13 protein-coding genes and 1 pseudogene are annotated in these 13,806 nt (G+C 58.4%); 12 read left to right on the top strand and 2 right to left on the bottom strand.

Annotation, left to right across the window (positions count from 1 at the left end; genetic code table 11):
• Positions 1–100: 100 nt before the first annotated feature.
• Positions 101–805 carry an SDR family NAD(P)-dependent oxidoreductase gene (locus FNZ07_RS04615; protein ID WP_091011833.1) on the top strand — a complete coding sequence of 235 codons (705 nt, stop codon included), beginning with the start codon at positions 101–103 and terminating at the stop codon, positions 803–805.
• Positions 806–874: 69 nt separating this feature from the next.
• The gene (locus tag FNZ07_RS04610) at positions 875–1,843 is read left to right on the top strand and encodes a bifunctional helix-turn-helix transcriptional regulator/GNAT family N-acetyltransferase (RefSeq protein WP_091012818.1); all 969 of its coding nucleotides are present in this window, start codon (positions 875–877) and stop codon (positions 1,841–1,843) included.
• An 8-nt stretch (positions 1,844–1,851) separates the two neighbouring features.
• Here the strand turns inward: FNZ07_RS04610 and FNZ07_RS04605 are convergent, their stop codons facing one another.
• Positions 1,852–2,772 (bottom strand): LysR family transcriptional regulator, encoded by a 921-nt coding sequence (locus tag FNZ07_RS04605; protein ID WP_091011831.1) that lies wholly within the window; start codon positions 2,770–2,772, stop codon positions 1,852–1,854.
• Between the two features lie 100 nt (positions 2,773–2,872).
• On the opposite strand from FNZ07_RS04605, the gene FNZ07_RS04600 reads away from it, so the two are divergent.
• The 6 genes and pseudogenes from FNZ07_RS04600 to FNZ07_RS04575 all read left to right on the top strand — a co-directional run bounded on the left by FNZ07_RS04600 (position 2,873) and on the right by FNZ07_RS04575 (position 8,551).
• On the top strand, positions 2,873–3,613 hold the full coding sequence (locus FNZ07_RS04600; RefSeq protein ID WP_091011829.1) for an SDR family oxidoreductase: 741 nt from the start codon (positions 2,873–2,875) through the stop codon (positions 3,611–3,613).
• Positions 3,614–3,744: 131 nt separating this feature from the next.
• Entirely contained in the window at positions 3,745–4,293 is a 549-nt protein-coding gene (locus FNZ07_RS04595) for a DUF6882 domain-containing protein (protein ID WP_091011826.1), read from the top strand.
• Between the two features lie 125 nt (positions 4,294–4,418).
• Positions 4,419–5,361: pseudogene (locus tag FNZ07_RS04590) on the top strand (alpha/beta fold hydrolase).
• Positions 5,362–5,369: 8 nt separating this feature from the next.
• Positions 5,370–6,539 (top strand): alpha/beta fold hydrolase, encoded by a 1,170-nt coding sequence (locus tag FNZ07_RS04585; RefSeq protein ID WP_091011824.1) that lies wholly within the window; start codon positions 5,370–5,372, stop codon positions 6,537–6,539.
• A 21-nt stretch (positions 6,540–6,560) separates the two neighbouring features.
• The gene (locus FNZ07_RS04580; protein ID WP_143098067.1) at positions 6,561–7,433 is read left to right on the top strand and encodes a hypothetical protein; all 873 of its coding nucleotides are present in this window, start codon (positions 6,561–6,563) and stop codon (positions 7,431–7,433) included.
• 83 nt (positions 7,434–7,516) lie between these two features.
• The gene (locus FNZ07_RS04575) at positions 7,517–8,551 is read left to right on the top strand and encodes an SMI1/KNR4 family protein (RefSeq protein WP_091011820.1); all 1,035 of its coding nucleotides are present in this window, start codon (positions 7,517–7,519) and stop codon (positions 8,549–8,551) included.
• Positions 8,552–8,608: 57 nt separating this feature from the next.
• Here FNZ07_RS04575 and FNZ07_RS04570 read toward each other — a convergent pair whose 3' ends face one another.
• Entirely contained in the window at positions 8,609–9,529 is a 921-nt protein-coding gene (locus tag FNZ07_RS04570; protein WP_177228277.1) for an AraC family transcriptional regulator, read from the bottom strand.
• A 100-nt stretch (positions 9,530–9,629) separates the two neighbouring features.
• Between FNZ07_RS04570 and FNZ07_RS04565 the strand changes: the two genes are divergently transcribed.
• From FNZ07_RS04565 to FNZ07_RS04550, 4 genes are all read left to right on the top strand, one after another.
• On the top strand, positions 9,630–10,379 hold the full coding sequence (locus FNZ07_RS04565) for an SDR family oxidoreductase (protein ID WP_091011816.1): 750 nt from the start codon (positions 9,630–9,632) through the stop codon (positions 10,377–10,379).
• A 71-nt stretch (positions 10,380–10,450) separates the two neighbouring features.
• Positions 10,451–11,209: an SDR family oxidoreductase gene (locus FNZ07_RS04560; RefSeq protein ID WP_091011815.1), complete on the top strand. Its 759-nt coding sequence runs from the start codon at positions 10,451–10,453 to the stop codon at positions 11,207–11,209.
• A gap of 312 nt (positions 11,210–11,521) precedes the next feature.
• Positions 11,522–12,544: a hypothetical protein gene (locus FNZ07_RS04555; RefSeq protein WP_143098066.1), complete on the top strand. Its 1,023-nt coding sequence runs from the start codon at positions 11,522–11,524 to the stop codon at positions 12,542–12,544.
• Between the two features lie 668 nt (positions 12,545–13,212).
• A complete protein-coding gene (locus tag FNZ07_RS04550) occupies positions 13,213–13,746 on the top strand; it encodes a cupin domain-containing protein (RefSeq protein ID WP_170275666.1) in 534 nt (177 codons plus the stop codon).
• Positions 13,747–13,806 lie beyond the last annotated feature (60 nt).

Genomic DNA, 13,806 nt, shown 5'->3' with positions numbered 1-13,806 from the left:
CCATTCCTTTGCGGCGTCTATATTCGCTGCACGATTGATTGAAGAGGATCGCTTTCGCAACTTTGGCGTTCGAAAGCGGCTTCGTATACAAAGGATTTCGATGCAAAACACACCTTCGCAGAAAACCATTCTCCTGGTTGGCGCCTCGCGCGGCCTCGGATTTGCCATGGTTGAGGAGTATTTGAAGCGCGGTTACCGGGTTATCGCCACGGGACGCGCGACTTCTACAGAAAAGCTTCAACGTCTTGCGGAAGCCTCCGCCGGCGCGCTCGAAGTAGAAGCGGCCGATATCGCGATTCCGGAGCAGGTCGCAGCGCTGCGCGCTCGCCTTGCAGATCGGCGCATCGACGTGCTGTTCGTGAACGCAGGCGTCAAGAACGACGACCGTGAAACGATAGCGGACGTATCGACGGAAGAATTCGTCCGGGTGATGGTGACGAACTCGCTAAGTCCGATGCGCGTCATCAACGCGTTTCAGGACCTCGTCCCGCCGACCGGAACGATCGGTGTCATGTCGTCGGGGCAGGGCAGCATCGCCAATGCCACCAATGCGAACTACCAGGTCTATCGAGGCAGCAAGGCCGCGCTCAACATGTTCATGCGTACCTACGCGGTACAAAGCGCCGAGCATCCGCGCAGCCTTCTGCTGATGGCGCCCGGATGGGTCCAGACCGACATGGGCGGTCCCGAGGCGCGCCTGACTATCGAAGAAAGCATTCCGAACCTGGTTAATACGATCGAGGCCCATGAAGGGCGCGCGGGCTTGCATTACGTCGACTATCTCGGCAGAACCGTTCCCTGGTAATACCCGGCTTGCATAAGTTGTGGGTCGCAACTATATTGGTTGCGATACGCAACTTATATGAGCATGTTCATGGATCTCGTCGATTCACCCGCTAAACCTAGAGAAACGACCATTCTCGAGCTTCGGGACTTCTCCCGCAGGCTGGTGCGCGAACTCGGCTTCATGCGAACGACTCTCGCCGATAGCGATCTCGCGCCGTCGGCGGTGCACGCAATCATCGAAATCGGCGCGGCCCCGGGGATAAGCGCGAAGGATCTCGGCAACATCCTGCGTCTCGACAAATCGAACACGAGCCGGCAGGTCGCGCGGCTCGAAGCGAGCGGTCTGGTCACGCGCACGGTTGCAGACGAAGATGCCCGCACGTCCGAGCTGTATCTGACGGATACAGGCAAGAAGCTGCGGAAAAAGATCGACCGGTTTGCGACAGACCAGGTGTCCAACGCGCTGCGACGGATGGTGCCCGCCGACCAGCAAACTCTGGTCCGTTCGCTCGCGTTGTATGCCGATGCACTCGCGCAAGACAATGCCGTCAAACCGACTCCATCGGATGCCGTTGCAGCGCGAATTGTGGAGGGCTACCAACCCGGTTGCATCGGCGACATCGCAAGCTTGCACGCGCGGTTCTATTCGGAGCACTGGGGCTTCGGTGCGTTCTTCGAGCAGAAAGTGGCGACCGGACTGGCCGAGTTTGTCGACACGTTGCCCGCCGATGGCAAGGCGTTATGGCTCTACGTTGAAAATGGCCGGTCGCTGGCTTCGTTGGCAATCGATGGAAATGATGAAACAGGTGTCGCTCATTTGCGCTGGTTCATCGTGGACGATTCGTTGCGCGGTTCCGGTGTTGGGCGGCAACTGATGGCACGCGCGATGAAATTCGTCGACGGGCGGTTCAGCGAAACCTATCTCTGGACGTTCAAGGGCCTCGACGCTGCGCGGCATCTATACGAATCGTTTGGCTTTCAGCTGACCGAGGAATCAGAAGGCACGCAGTGGGGCACCACGGTTGTCGAGCAACGGTTCAGTCGTCGTTCTGCCTGAGTTCCGCGCTATGACGAACCCGGTTGTGGCGGCCACGCCGGCACTGCCGATCGCACATGATCGACGAGCGCGCGCAGTTTTGCCGGTATCTTTTGACCCGACGGAAAGTACAGATAAAAACCGGGAATAAGCGGGCAAAACGCTTCGAGTAACACCCGCAGTTCACCACGCGCGACATAAGGGTGGAACGTCTCTTCCATGCCGAAGGTGATGCCTGCGCCCGCGAGCGCCAGGTTGATCATCAGGCGCATGTCGTTCGTGGTGGTGCGCGGGTTCACGGCGACATCGAACGACCGGCCGTCGTCCGCAAACTCCCAGCGATACGGTGCGGTTCCCGGTGCCGGCCGCCAGCCGATACAGTCGTATTCGATCAACTCGCCCGGACTCGCAGGCACACCGCACCGCGCGACAAAGCCTGGCGATGCAACCACCACCTGCCTCTGCGGCGCGGAAACTGGCACGGCAATCATGTCGGCTTCGATCACTTCGCCAAGCCGCACGCCCGCATCGAAACCGGCACCGACGATATCGAACTCGTCATCGGTGACCCAGACATCCAGTTCGATTTGAGGAAATGCTTCGAGAAACGTCGCGAACAAGCGGCCTTCCAGGATGCGTTCTGCAATCGAGGACACCGCGATGCGAATCACGCCTGCCGGTGCCCCATGCGCGTCGCCGATCGTTTCCAGCGCGGCTTCGAGGGTTCTGCGGGCCGGCTGCAACACCGTGAGCAGGCGCTCGCCGGCTTCCGTGAGGCGCACGCTGCGGGTCGTGCGCTGGAACAGCGGCACACCGATGCGTAACTCCAGCCTGGCAATGGTTTGACTGACCGCCGAGCGCGTCACACCCAGCCGCTCGCTTGCCTGACGAAAGCTGCTGGTCTCCGCTACGGCGAGGAATGTGGTCATGCCGTCGAATGGATCGGTCATTGGTTAATTGGGCTTAATGGCCCATGTAATTGCAGCTACTCGATCTTTGCACGCCTTCCGCGTACTGTCCAGTCACTCCAACCAACGACCTAAACCAGTCATGAACACTTCCATTTCGACCTTGCAAAAAACCATTCTGATCACCGGCGCTTCGGCGGGTATCGGTGAAGGCGTTGCCCGCGTTGCTGCGGCGGCTGGCGCAAAGCTCGTCCTCGGCGCACGCCGCGGCGATCGGCTGCAAATACTGGCTGAAGAAATTCGCCGCACCGGCGGCACGGTGGAATACATGCCGCTGGATGTCACCAGCCGCGAGGAGATGCAGGGCTTCGCAGCATTCGCACTCGAGCGCTTCGGCAGAATCGATGTGCTCGTGAATAACGCCGGCGTTATGCCGCTATCGCCGATGCGTTCGCTGAAGGTGGACGAATGGGACCGTATGATCGATGTGAACATTCGCGGCGTGCTGTACGGCATCGCCGCGGTGCTGCCGATCATGGAGGCACAGGGAAGCGGCCACATCATCAATGTTTCGTCGGTGGGCGGCTTGAGTGTGTCGCCGACCGCAGCCGTGTATTGCGCGACGAAGTACGCGGTTCGCGCGATCTCCGACGGCTTGCGCCAGGAGAACGACAAGCTGCGTGTCACCTGCGTCTATCCAGGCGTGGTCGAGTCCGAACTGGCGAGCACGATCACCGATCCCGAAGCGATCGAACTGATGCGCACGTACAGGCAGATCGCGATTAAGCCGGAGGCGATCGGACGGGCGATCCTGCACGCGATCACGCAGCCCGAAGATGTGGATACGAATGAAATCGTGGTCAGGCCGACTGCTACGCGGTGATTTTGGGGCTTCGAGGTTCGGCGAGGAACGGTCGCTCGACAATGCGCCATACATCATCGAAAATCCGACCATCGGCGCTCCCTTTGATCAGGGTTCGCGAAAAATTCTCATTCGGAAAATGGAAGGCACCGATGGCGAATTTCCTGAAGAAGCTGTTTGGCGGCAACGATAAGGGCGCGGGTGGGGACGGCGGCGATCGCAATGGCGACGGGCCAACGCTTGCCGAACCGGACCTCACTATCGCGCGTGCGAATAACGAAATGCAGATGCGCACGCAAACCGCGATCAACATGTGGGGACTCGACACGGCCGCATGGAATGCCGATCTCGACGCAGGGACGATCACCTTCACGAACGACGAAAAGGGACTGGTGGTGACCGCACCGGTGCAGGTGGTCGGCACCTACAACACCGAAGACGGCACGTGGCTGTGGGGTTGGGATCATCCTTCCGTGTCCGAACCGCTCGGTGAGCACGCCCGGCGCGTGCGCGATTTCGGCGAGCGGTATGGGCTGAACGCGCTGACCACGCGCAAGATCGAGGCGTCGAAGGCTGATGCATGGGGGTTTACTGCGCTTGCGTGTCACCTTGGCGGTGGGCAGGGTGGTTATAGCGGTCCGGATGGTCCGGCGCTGGTGTTCATGACTTATGGTGCGGTGACGATTAGCAAGAAGGGGTAGAGGTCTGGGAAGAATTGACGCGGTTGATGCCGTGTCGTCGGGTGAGGTACTCGAGCCACCAGCCGTTTTACCAATCCTCGCAACCCATCAACGTTCCCTCCAGACGCTCATACAAGGACACGCTCATGTCGATCGAAGATCGGGGATTATCCAGTCGAACTACCGCGCTTAACGCCAGCGACAATGCGAGCGTGAGCAGCCAATCGCTCGTGCGAGGCAAGACGCCTTTCGTCCTTGTCCACGGCGCATGGCACGGTGCGTGGACCTACGAACGCATCATTCCGCTGCTCGCCGGTCGAGGCCACGCGACTGTAGCCCGCGATTTGCCCGCACATGGACTCAACGCCAGGATTCCACTGTCGTACTTGCGCAGGCCGCTCGACAATGCAGCGTTCGCCACCGAAAGATCTCCGGTAGCCGACACGACACTCGACGACTACGTCGACTCAATCGTTCGAACCATCGAAGAAGTGCGCTCGTTGGGCCACGACAAGGTTGTCCTGGTGGGTCACAGCATGGGAGGCGTGCCGATTACCGCTGTCGCCGAACGCGTTCCGCAATATATCGCCCACCTCGTGTACCTGGCGGCTTTCATGCCGCGATCGGGGGTCCCCGGCATCGCATACATCACAGAGCCCGAGAACGCGGGTCAACTCGTCGGCTCTCAGCTAAAGGCGGACCCGGCGACCATCGGCGCACTGCGTATGGATCATCGCAGCGAGGACGCGAGCTATCGGGCAAACGGCAAGCAGACCTTTTACGGTGATGTCAGCGAAGAGGAATACCTCGCGGTTGCCAATCTCTTGACGCCGGATGTTCCTGTCGCACCGTTTGCTACACCTATCGCCACGACGCGGGAGCGGTGGGGAAAGCCTGCGCCGTCATTACATCATGTGCCTCCAGGACTGGGCCATCCGTCCGGCGCTGCAAAAGCGCTTCATCGAAGAAGCAGATGCTTTCGTGCCTGGTTCTCCAACTGCTGTGTACGAGATGAACGCGAGTCACTCGCCGTTTATGTCGCAACCGGAAGTGCTTGCTGAGTTGCTGGCTGGGATTGCTGCGAGTTGAGCTCGACCATGTTCGTATTTCCTCTCGATCCTCGCGAACTGTTCGACGAACGCAGAATTCAGTTCGCTGCGTGGGGCATTCCGCGCGTGGTGATTGAACGCGTTGAGCGACGCGTGACAGATAACTGGAGTGAAGGGCCAGGCGGTTGGGCCTACGAATGGTCGCAGGAAGCCGTGGCGGCGGAGGCCGATAAACGTTGGCTGTTAGCTTCCACTCTCTATGGGGCCGCACGTTTTCCAGTGGTTTGCACGCCGCTGCGGCACGAGGCACTGCGCAAACAGGTCGACTGTTTCGTGCGTGCTTCGGTCGGTTTTCCGACGCATTTCGAGCGCACCGAAGTCCAGGTTGCTAATAATGCGGCTGTACGTTTTCCAGTGCACATATATCGACCAAAGCGACGCGGTGATTTTCCACTGGTGTGCCTCACCGGTGGAGTCGATACAGGAAAGATGGAGTTACATCGTCTCGCACTCGCGTTTGCGCTATACGGAGGCTTTACTGTGGTGGCGATGGACATGCCCGGAACAGGTGAGACAGACGTGCCGTTGCAGTCCGAAAGCGACTTGGTGTACCGCGCCGTAATGGCTCAACTTGGTGGTGCAGGTAAAAAGGCAATTGTCGGTATCAGCTTTGGCGGGCACTGGGCGGCCAAGCTGGCGCTGCGGGGTGACGTAGATGCCGCCATCAATTGGGGAGGGCCAATTGGTGCGGCTCGTATGGACGCGAATCGGGCATCACGCTTACCAAACGGCATGACTGGCATTGTTGCGAATGCCGCACGCCTGCAGGCCGTGCCAGATATTGCAGATACAGAGCGGCTGCTGCAGATGTTTTCCCTGAAGAACCAGGGTTTGCTCGACCGCGCTGATTGCGCACCGCTGCTGGCGGTGAACGGAGACTGCGACCCGTACATTCCGTCTGACGATGTGCGGGTGTTCGGTCGTTATCCATCGGCAGAAGTGTGGTTGTTTCCAGGATTGGGTCATTGTGCTGCGGAAGCTGCGCGCCGTGTGGTGCCGGGAATGATCGCGTGGCTGCGCGCGTCCATGTACGGCGACGGAGTACGCAATCGCCTTGCGTTAACGCTGGCTCAATGGATGTTGCCACCGCGCGTACGCGGAATGATTACGCCCACGGATTCACCAGTAGTCGGTGCGAACAAAAAGCCATCCAGCTAGACATCACAAGGACACTGTTGAATGAGAGAGAACACTCGATCGGCCATCTTTTGCGTGTTCGGGTTGGTGGCTGCTCCGCTGCTCGACGTTACGACAGCGCACGCCGGTGACAACGAAAACGAAGCCCACGCCATCCCATTTCTACAGGTCGCGGCATCTGCTGCGCCCGACCGCGAATGGCAACAGAAAGTGTGTCAACTGGCGTCTGCGGCGTGTAGTCCCGCGGGCGATCAGAACAACGAGAACCCAGCGCCCGCTCTTTATCGTGCCAAGGGCGACGAGCCTGGAAACTACTACGCAATTCTGCCGGGCCCGCAACTACTGAAAGTGTCGTTCACATCGACCGCGGGCTGGAGCGTGTTGCAGCAATGGAATTTCTCTGACTACACGCCCGCGAATCGCGTCGAGGGAGACGGCGAGGTGCCTCCGCTCGAAATTTATCCAGCGTTATATCCGCTAGGTAGCGGGCGCTCCGCAGTCGCGGTTCTGGCCGGATGGCACGAAATGTATTCGGGTGGCGACGGGAGTTGGGAAAATGCCGACTTTGTCGAACTTGGCCAGAACGGTCAGCATGCGAGCGTTCCCCGCGTCTCGAAGTTGCCATTCAGCTGCAGTAAATCAATCCGGGCGTGCTTCTCCGATAGCGATTACAAGCACTCTGTGCACTGCACTGAAGACTTCGACGGTTCACTGCGATTGAAGTTTGTGCAAGGAGCGAGTGCGGGTAAGCTCGACTGGATCGCCACATGGAAAGAAAGCAGGTGGCCCGGAATGAAACCGCAAACTCAGACCCAGTACACGTCGGTTTCGGTGACTTTGCCTGCAAACCAGAATCCCGTTGCTGCTGGGGAATCCTTGCAAAAGAAAGTGCCGTTTTGCGAGCCGGTGAATTGAGCTGCGATCAGGTCGGCCGTCGCTCCGCATAGCAAACCGCCGGCCTCGTTCAACCGATCCCGCAAGGTAAAAGGACAGACGTGATGAGCGATAAAAGCGCGTTTGAAGGTTTCGATTTCGCGGGGTTCTGGGACGATCACGAGTACTCGCTAAAGAGCTATGTGGAACCGGCACCCAGCGATGAATTAATCACGTCAATCGAGGAGGCGCTAGGCGGATTCCGGTTGCCCGCAGCCTATATCGAACTCGCGCGGATGCATAACGGCGGGGCACTCAAGCGACATTGCTATCCGACGCAAGAGCCAACAGGCTGGGCGGAGGATCACATCGCAATCACCGGCTTGTATGCGATCGGCCGCACGTCGAGGTATTCGCTGTGCGGCGACGCGGGATCAAGATTCTGGGAAGAAGCGTGGGAGTATCCGCCCATCGGCGTTTACTTCGCGGACACGCCGACCGCGGGGCATGAAATGATCGCACTCGATTATCGCGAATGCGGCAAACAAGGTGAGCCCCAAGTCGTGTATGTCGACCAGGAAGACAACTACAGCATCACTCACGTCGCGCCTGATTTCGCCACCTTCGTTCGAGGGTTAGTCGGCGAAGAGGAATTCGACACTTCCGAAGAAGACCGCAAAAAAGCGGTAGAGAAGGTCGAGCACGGCACGCTTTCCCCGATCGTACAGCGCGCGCTGAAGGCGGCCGGCCCGCGTTTGCCGGATGGCGAGCGCGTGCTGCGGATACTCGCACGGCAGATCGTGGATGAGAAAGGCCACTTCTCGTTGCATGCCGACGAGCGTTCTCATCTGATGTACGGCCTGATGTTCTGGCTTTATTCGCAGTTGCGCACAGCGAACTCATTCGAGGAATTCGCGCACTATCCGAAGGGTGAGGCGTCTTACGACAGGCCTTGCTACGAATTGATGATCGTCCTCGACCTTGTCACCGATCCCTACGGTTTTTGTACCGGTGGATATGCACCAGGTTTCGTCCGCGACTGGTGGAATGCACAGGTCAGTTCTGGAGAGATTGTCGCGACACCCGAGGGCTATCGTTTCACACTCGAAGCGGAGGCAGCTCTGCTACGTCGGCTTTCCCATTTCGTTCGCTTTGTCTGACGAGGGCGGTTTCAGCCATGGATTTTCCGTATGCGGTACATGCACGTGCCCGCACTCTTACACCCCATTCGCCGCCGCCTGTTCCTCCCGCGCATACTGCGTCGGCGGCCGGCCCACATGCCGCGTAAAAGCCACACTAAACGTACTCGCAGAGCTATAACCCACACGCTCAGCAATCTCCGCGATACGACCTTCGTTACGGCGCAACAAATCCTTCGCAAGCGCCATACGCCACGTGAGCAGATATTCCATCGGTGCAATGCCGACCGCGCGGTTGAAACGCTCGAAGAAGGTCGAGCGCGAAAGAGCGGCTTCTTTCGCGAGTTCGACAACGGTCCATGCGCGCGTCGGTTGTTCGTGCATCCCGCGGATCGCGGCTGCAAGGCGGCTGTCGGCGAGCCCGCTCACGAGACCCGGTGACGCGTTCGTTCCCGCTGCCGTCGAGCGTAACGCCTCGATAAGCAGCACTTCCAGCAGTCGTGAAAGCACGACCTCGCGCGCGGGTCGCTGCTCGCGCGTTTCGTCGCGCACGAGTTGCACAAGCGTAGCGAGCCGCTGTTCGCCGCGTACATGCACGATTTGCGGCAGCAGCGAAACCAGCAGCGACGCATCCGGCGAACCGAACGTGCAGTGGCCCGCCATCATGCGCGCATCGATCGGATTGTCCGGCGCGCCGATTCTGAATTCGCCGTTGCCCAACTTAACGGGCGCCTCCGTCTCGACACCCGGCGGCGGCGGTTTGAGGCTGGACATTGCGACACCGTATGCCGCGGGAATCAGGACGAAGTCGCCTGCCAGGAGCTCGATGGGTTCATGTCCGTCGATGGCCATGCGGCATCCGCCCTCGAGGACCGCGCAATAGAACGGCTGGCCTGCATCCGAGCGACTGACGCGCCATGGACTCGCGCCATGGATGAGTTTGGAGAACCGCGCACCCGGCTGCAGCAGCGTGACCACTTCGGCCAATGGATCGATCATAGCCGGACTCTCGCAAATGAAATTCGGATTGTTGATTGTAGCAAGTACGGCCTCGGCAATCTATCGTATGGGCACACACCAACCTTTCGCAGGAGTCCCCATGCAAACCATCCTGATCACAGGCTGTTCTTCCGGCTTCGGCCTTGAGACCGCCCGCTACTTCCTCGCGCGCGACTGGCGCGTCGTTGCAACGATGCGCACGCCGCGTACCGACGTGCTCCCGGCTTCAGATCGTCTGCAGGTGCTGGCGCTCGATGTCACGAACCCCGAGAGCATTCGCCAGGCAGTCGAGGCCGCGGGCCCGATCGACGTCCTCGTCAACAACGCCGGTTTCGGTGCAGCTGCGCCTGCAGAAATCGTCCCGCCCGCTACGGTGCGCGAACTGTTCGAGACCAACACCTTCGGCACGATTGCCGTGACGCAAGCGGTATTGCCTCAGTTTCGGGAGCGTAAGGCGGGTGTCGTCATCAACGTCACCTCGAGCGTGACGCTAAAGGCACTCCCGCTGATTGCGGCGTACAGCGCGAGCAAGGCTGCGGTTAACGCATTCACCGAGTCGTTGGCCGCGGAAGTCGAACAGTTCGGTGTGCGTGTGCGCCTCGTGCTGCCGGGTCGTTCGTCTGAAACACGCTTTGGCGATAACGCGCGCGCTCATATGCACGGCTTCGACCACGCGGCCTACGCCGATCTCGTCAAGGAAGTTATGGCGCGACTCGGCGATACGTCGTCTCCGCTTACCCACGCACCAGACGTCGCCGAGGCCGTATGGCGCGCGGCAACCGATCCGTCATCGCCGATGCGTATTCCTGCCGGCGCTGACGCCGAAGCATGGGCAGCCGAGGTTCGCTGACACACCGGCGCTTTTGCGCCGAATCTAAGCGTCACGCTACAGCTACAACGTAATGCCACAAGGAGCTTGTTATGAATGACAAACGCATCGCTCTCGTTACTGGAGCTAATCAAGGGATCGGTCTTCAGATCGCTAAGGATCTCGGCACGCACGGCTTCACGGTGCTGGTCGGGTCGCGCAATCTGGAGCGCGGCGAGGTTGCGGCCAAAGAGGTCGGGCCGGACGCACTCGCACTTCAGCTCGACGTCACGGATCAGGCTTCGATTGCTGCCGCGGCGGAGCGCATCGGCAGAGAGCTGGGTCGTCTCGACCTGCTTATCAACAACGCTGCGATTTCGAATACGAAGAAACGGCCCAACCAGTCCGTCGAGGAGTACTCGAACACGACCCGTCCGAGTAACGTGTCGTTCGACGAAATGCGTGCCGTGTGGGATACCAACGTGTTTGGTGTTCTCGCTGTGTATCAGGCAATGTTGCCGCTTCTACGCAAGGCGCCGGCTGCCCGCATTATCAATGTGTCGAGCGGTGTGGGATCGCTGACGACGAACCTGGATCCGGCCTTCCACTATCGCGGGATTTTCGGGCCCGTTTATCCGGCGTCCAAGACGGCGCTCAACGCTTTGACAGTGGCTATGGCACTCGAGCTGGAGCCGGAGGGGATCAAGGTCCACGCCATTTCTCCTGGCTTTACGAAAACGAACCTCAACGGATATGCAGGCACCGATACTGTCGAGCAGGGCGCACGCGAAGCAGTGCGTGTTGCGTTACTTGGTCCGGATAGCCCGACAGGGACGTTCACGCGCTGGGAGGATCAAACGATTCCGTGGTGATGTAGTCGTGAACGTGCGACAGAAGGAATCGATTCTTCATGGAGTTTTCCTTGCGTCAAAGATCAAGGAAAACTCAATTCCCAATTACTGAACGTGTCGATTCGACGCAGTGAGACCCGCCTAACTATCAACATGAATAGGTCGTGAAAGTGTCATACGTGGACTAAGCTGATTTGGCCACATAGATCGAATCCGGATCGATCGACCTCAAAGTTCATTTAGCACAGCCTCTTAGTAAATCTCGGTGAAGTGCCGCAACGCAGTTGCGGTTTCCCTATGGTCTTCTTAAAACAAGACAGGAGCGTGAGTGTGATGAAAAAATTCATGATGAATGTTATGCGGCGTAATAGCACATGGGCAGTTGCCTCGCTATTAATGTTGACGACTGTTGCCGGGTTGTCTGAAGCAAGAGCACAAAGCGTCGCTTCTGCCGATGTGAAATTGACGTCGGTTGGTATGCTCAAGGAGAACCTTCGTCCGCAAGGGGTACCCAGTAATTTCGTAGTTACCCCCAACGGATATTTTTCACCCGAGTGCGTGCAGACCGTGCACTCCGGAGAAACGCTGAACGTGGACGGCACGATCGCGCAAAGCAAAGGGGCGCTTCGCAAACCTGCGCTATGTACGCAGGCGCATTACGCCATGAATGGCGCGAAGGTCGAAGTTAATGGCAAGACCAGTGCGCAGGTGAAGAGCGCGAATCCGAGCATCAGTGGCTGGGTGGAGTCCACGAACTACGAGAGCGGGACGAATATCGGTCGCATCGTAGCGAGCTGGACTGTGCCGTCGAATCCTAGCAACGTCGGCAATCAGATTGTGTACTTCTTCCCGGGTCTCGAGCAGCTTCCTAACGTCGTATCGATTCTTCAACCGGTGCTTGGGTGGAATGGCTACAACGATCACGCGTGGACCATGGCAAGCTGGAACTGCTGCGTGAGCGGCACGACTTACCACAGCGATCCGATCAATGTTTCCGCCGGTGACGGGATTGTTGGCGATACGCACTCGACTTGCGCAGCAGGCACTCAGAATTGCGGCACCTGGGCGATCGTGTCTAAAGACCTTCATACAGGCCAAAGCACTACGCTCAATACCAATCCGCAAGGTTCGCTGACATGGGTGTTTGGTAGCGTGCTGGAAGCCTATGGCATAGATACCTGTGACCAGTACCCTCAGAACGGATTGATTAATTCCTACGACATTGGGGTCTACGACATCAATCAGACACAGATCGCTTCGCCGCCGTGGAATTCGGCAAATGCGAGTGGATCGCTTACGCCGCAGTGTAGCTATAGCATCTACTCCGCACCGTACGGCGCTACGTTGTACTTCTAGCTGGTGGAGTTGTTAGCTGTTCTGTTGGTGGCAGGCCGTCGATGGGAGACGCCCTGCCACCAACAGTCGTCGTTGAGCAAGGCGCAATAGCAGGAAAGCGTTACTGGTCTCTACCGTTCCTCTGAGTAGTAAAGTGCTGTTCCACAAGTCCCACAGGAATGCTCTCGAGTAAACGTGAATCTCATGAGCCTGCCCGTTTGCATAAATGTGCCGCCGCATTTCATACACTCAGGTCGACTTGAGGTGCGCGGTGGATGCTGCGCAACGTACCATTCGTAGGTTTGCTGTTCGTAGGTACGAAACGATCTATATCGTCTCCACAAAAGCCACGCAATGCCCCCGAAGATAAGCATGCCCACTAGGCTTGAAAAGAAGGGTCCAGAAAATAATTCTGAAAAATCCGTCAAAAAATAAATTGCTGCAATGATGGCAACGAACAGGGTTGCGTACTTGGCTATACTTCTTCTCACGTTGATGTTTCCTTGGTTCACACGATTTTCCTGGTTCCCGATCGTACGAGTACTCGTTCTACCGAGACGAACGAACAAGTCCGAGACTGACTATCGGCAGATGAAGGAAAGTCTTTAGGTATCTGGCGATCACTACACCCATGATCAGCTCGCGATATGAAAAAACCATCCACAAAGAAACCCACACCACCCGTTGTCGTGAACGTCAACGACGTCAAGGAAATCGAGCAGAAGGATGGTAAGCACTGGGGTAGCGCATGGAAGCCGCTTACGCCTGCGCTCGATGCGATACCCGGTCGACTCGGAGCTAACCTGTCACGTGTGCCACCCGGCCGAACTGCCTGTCCGTTTCACACGCACGCACGCGAGGACGAGGTGTTCTTTGTGCTCTCGGGACGCGGCGTGCTTCGCTACGGCGACACACTCCAGGAGATCGGTGCAGGCGATTGCATCTCTTGTGCGGCAGGTACGGGCATCGCTCATCAACTTGCCAATCCGTTTGACGAAGAACTGATTTACTTCGCCGTGGGCTTGAACGATCCGCATGAGGTTTGCACCTATCCGGATAGCGGCAAGGTGATGGTCCGCAGCCTGAAGACAGTTGGCCGACTGGAAAAAACGCTCTACTTGGACGGCGAGTCAGAACTGCCCCGCGTGCTCGATCTGGCACAACGGTTCACGACTACGGGCAAGGAAAAATCGGCGACTCGCCGCAAAAAGCTCAAACGCTGATCGGTGAGAACGGTTCGGGTAAGTCGGCGCTGATGACTTATCCCGACTAACGTTCGCATG

Source organism: Paraburkholderia megapolitana, from assembly GCF_007556815.1.
Lineage (GTDB): Bacteria > Pseudomonadota > Gammaproteobacteria > Burkholderiales > Burkholderiaceae > Paraburkholderia > Paraburkholderia megapolitana.
Note: the sequence above shows the minus strand (reverse complement) of the source record. Positions and strands in the feature narration are given on the sequence as shown.

What these genes read in the sequence shown, in the direction of transcription:
- FNZ07_RS04615 (WP_091011833.1), top strand. Translation starts at nt 101, where the DNA reads ATGCAAAACACACCTTCGCAGAAAACCATTCTCCTGGTTGGCGCCTCG.
- FNZ07_RS04610 (WP_091012818.1), top strand. Translation starts at nt 875, where the DNA reads ATGGATCTCGTCGATTCACCCGCTAAACCTAGAGAAACGACCATTCTC.
- FNZ07_RS04605 (WP_091011831.1), bottom strand. Translation starts at nt 2,772, where the DNA reads ATGACCGATCCATTCGACGGCATGACCACATTCCTCGCCGTAGCGGAG.
- FNZ07_RS04600 (WP_091011829.1), top strand. Translation starts at nt 2,873, where the DNA reads ATGAACACTTCCATTTCGACCTTGCAAAAAACCATTCTGATCACCGGC.
- FNZ07_RS04595 (WP_091011826.1), top strand. Translation starts at nt 3,745, where the DNA reads ATGGCGAATTTCCTGAAGAAGCTGTTTGGCGGCAACGATAAGGGCGCG.
- FNZ07_RS04585 (WP_091011824.1), top strand. Translation starts at nt 5,370, where the DNA reads ATGTTCGTATTTCCTCTCGATCCTCGCGAACTGTTCGACGAACGCAGA.
- FNZ07_RS04580 (WP_143098067.1), top strand. Translation starts at nt 6,561, where the DNA reads ATGAGAGAGAACACTCGATCGGCCATCTTTTGCGTGTTCGGGTTGGTG.
- FNZ07_RS04575 (WP_091011820.1), top strand. Translation starts at nt 7,517, where the DNA reads ATGAGCGATAAAAGCGCGTTTGAAGGTTTCGATTTCGCGGGGTTCTGG.
- FNZ07_RS04570 (WP_177228277.1), bottom strand. Translation starts at nt 9,529, where the DNA reads ATGATCGATCCATTGGCCGAAGTGGTCACGCTGCTGCAGCCGGGTGCG.
- FNZ07_RS04565 (WP_091011816.1), top strand. Translation starts at nt 9,630, where the DNA reads ATGCAAACCATCCTGATCACAGGCTGTTCTTCCGGCTTCGGCCTTGAG.
- FNZ07_RS04560 (WP_091011815.1), top strand. Translation starts at nt 10,451, where the DNA reads ATGAATGACAAACGCATCGCTCTCGTTACTGGAGCTAATCAAGGGATC.
- FNZ07_RS04555 (WP_143098066.1), top strand. Translation starts at nt 11,522, where the DNA reads ATGAAAAAATTCATGATGAATGTTATGCGGCGTAATAGCACATGGGCA.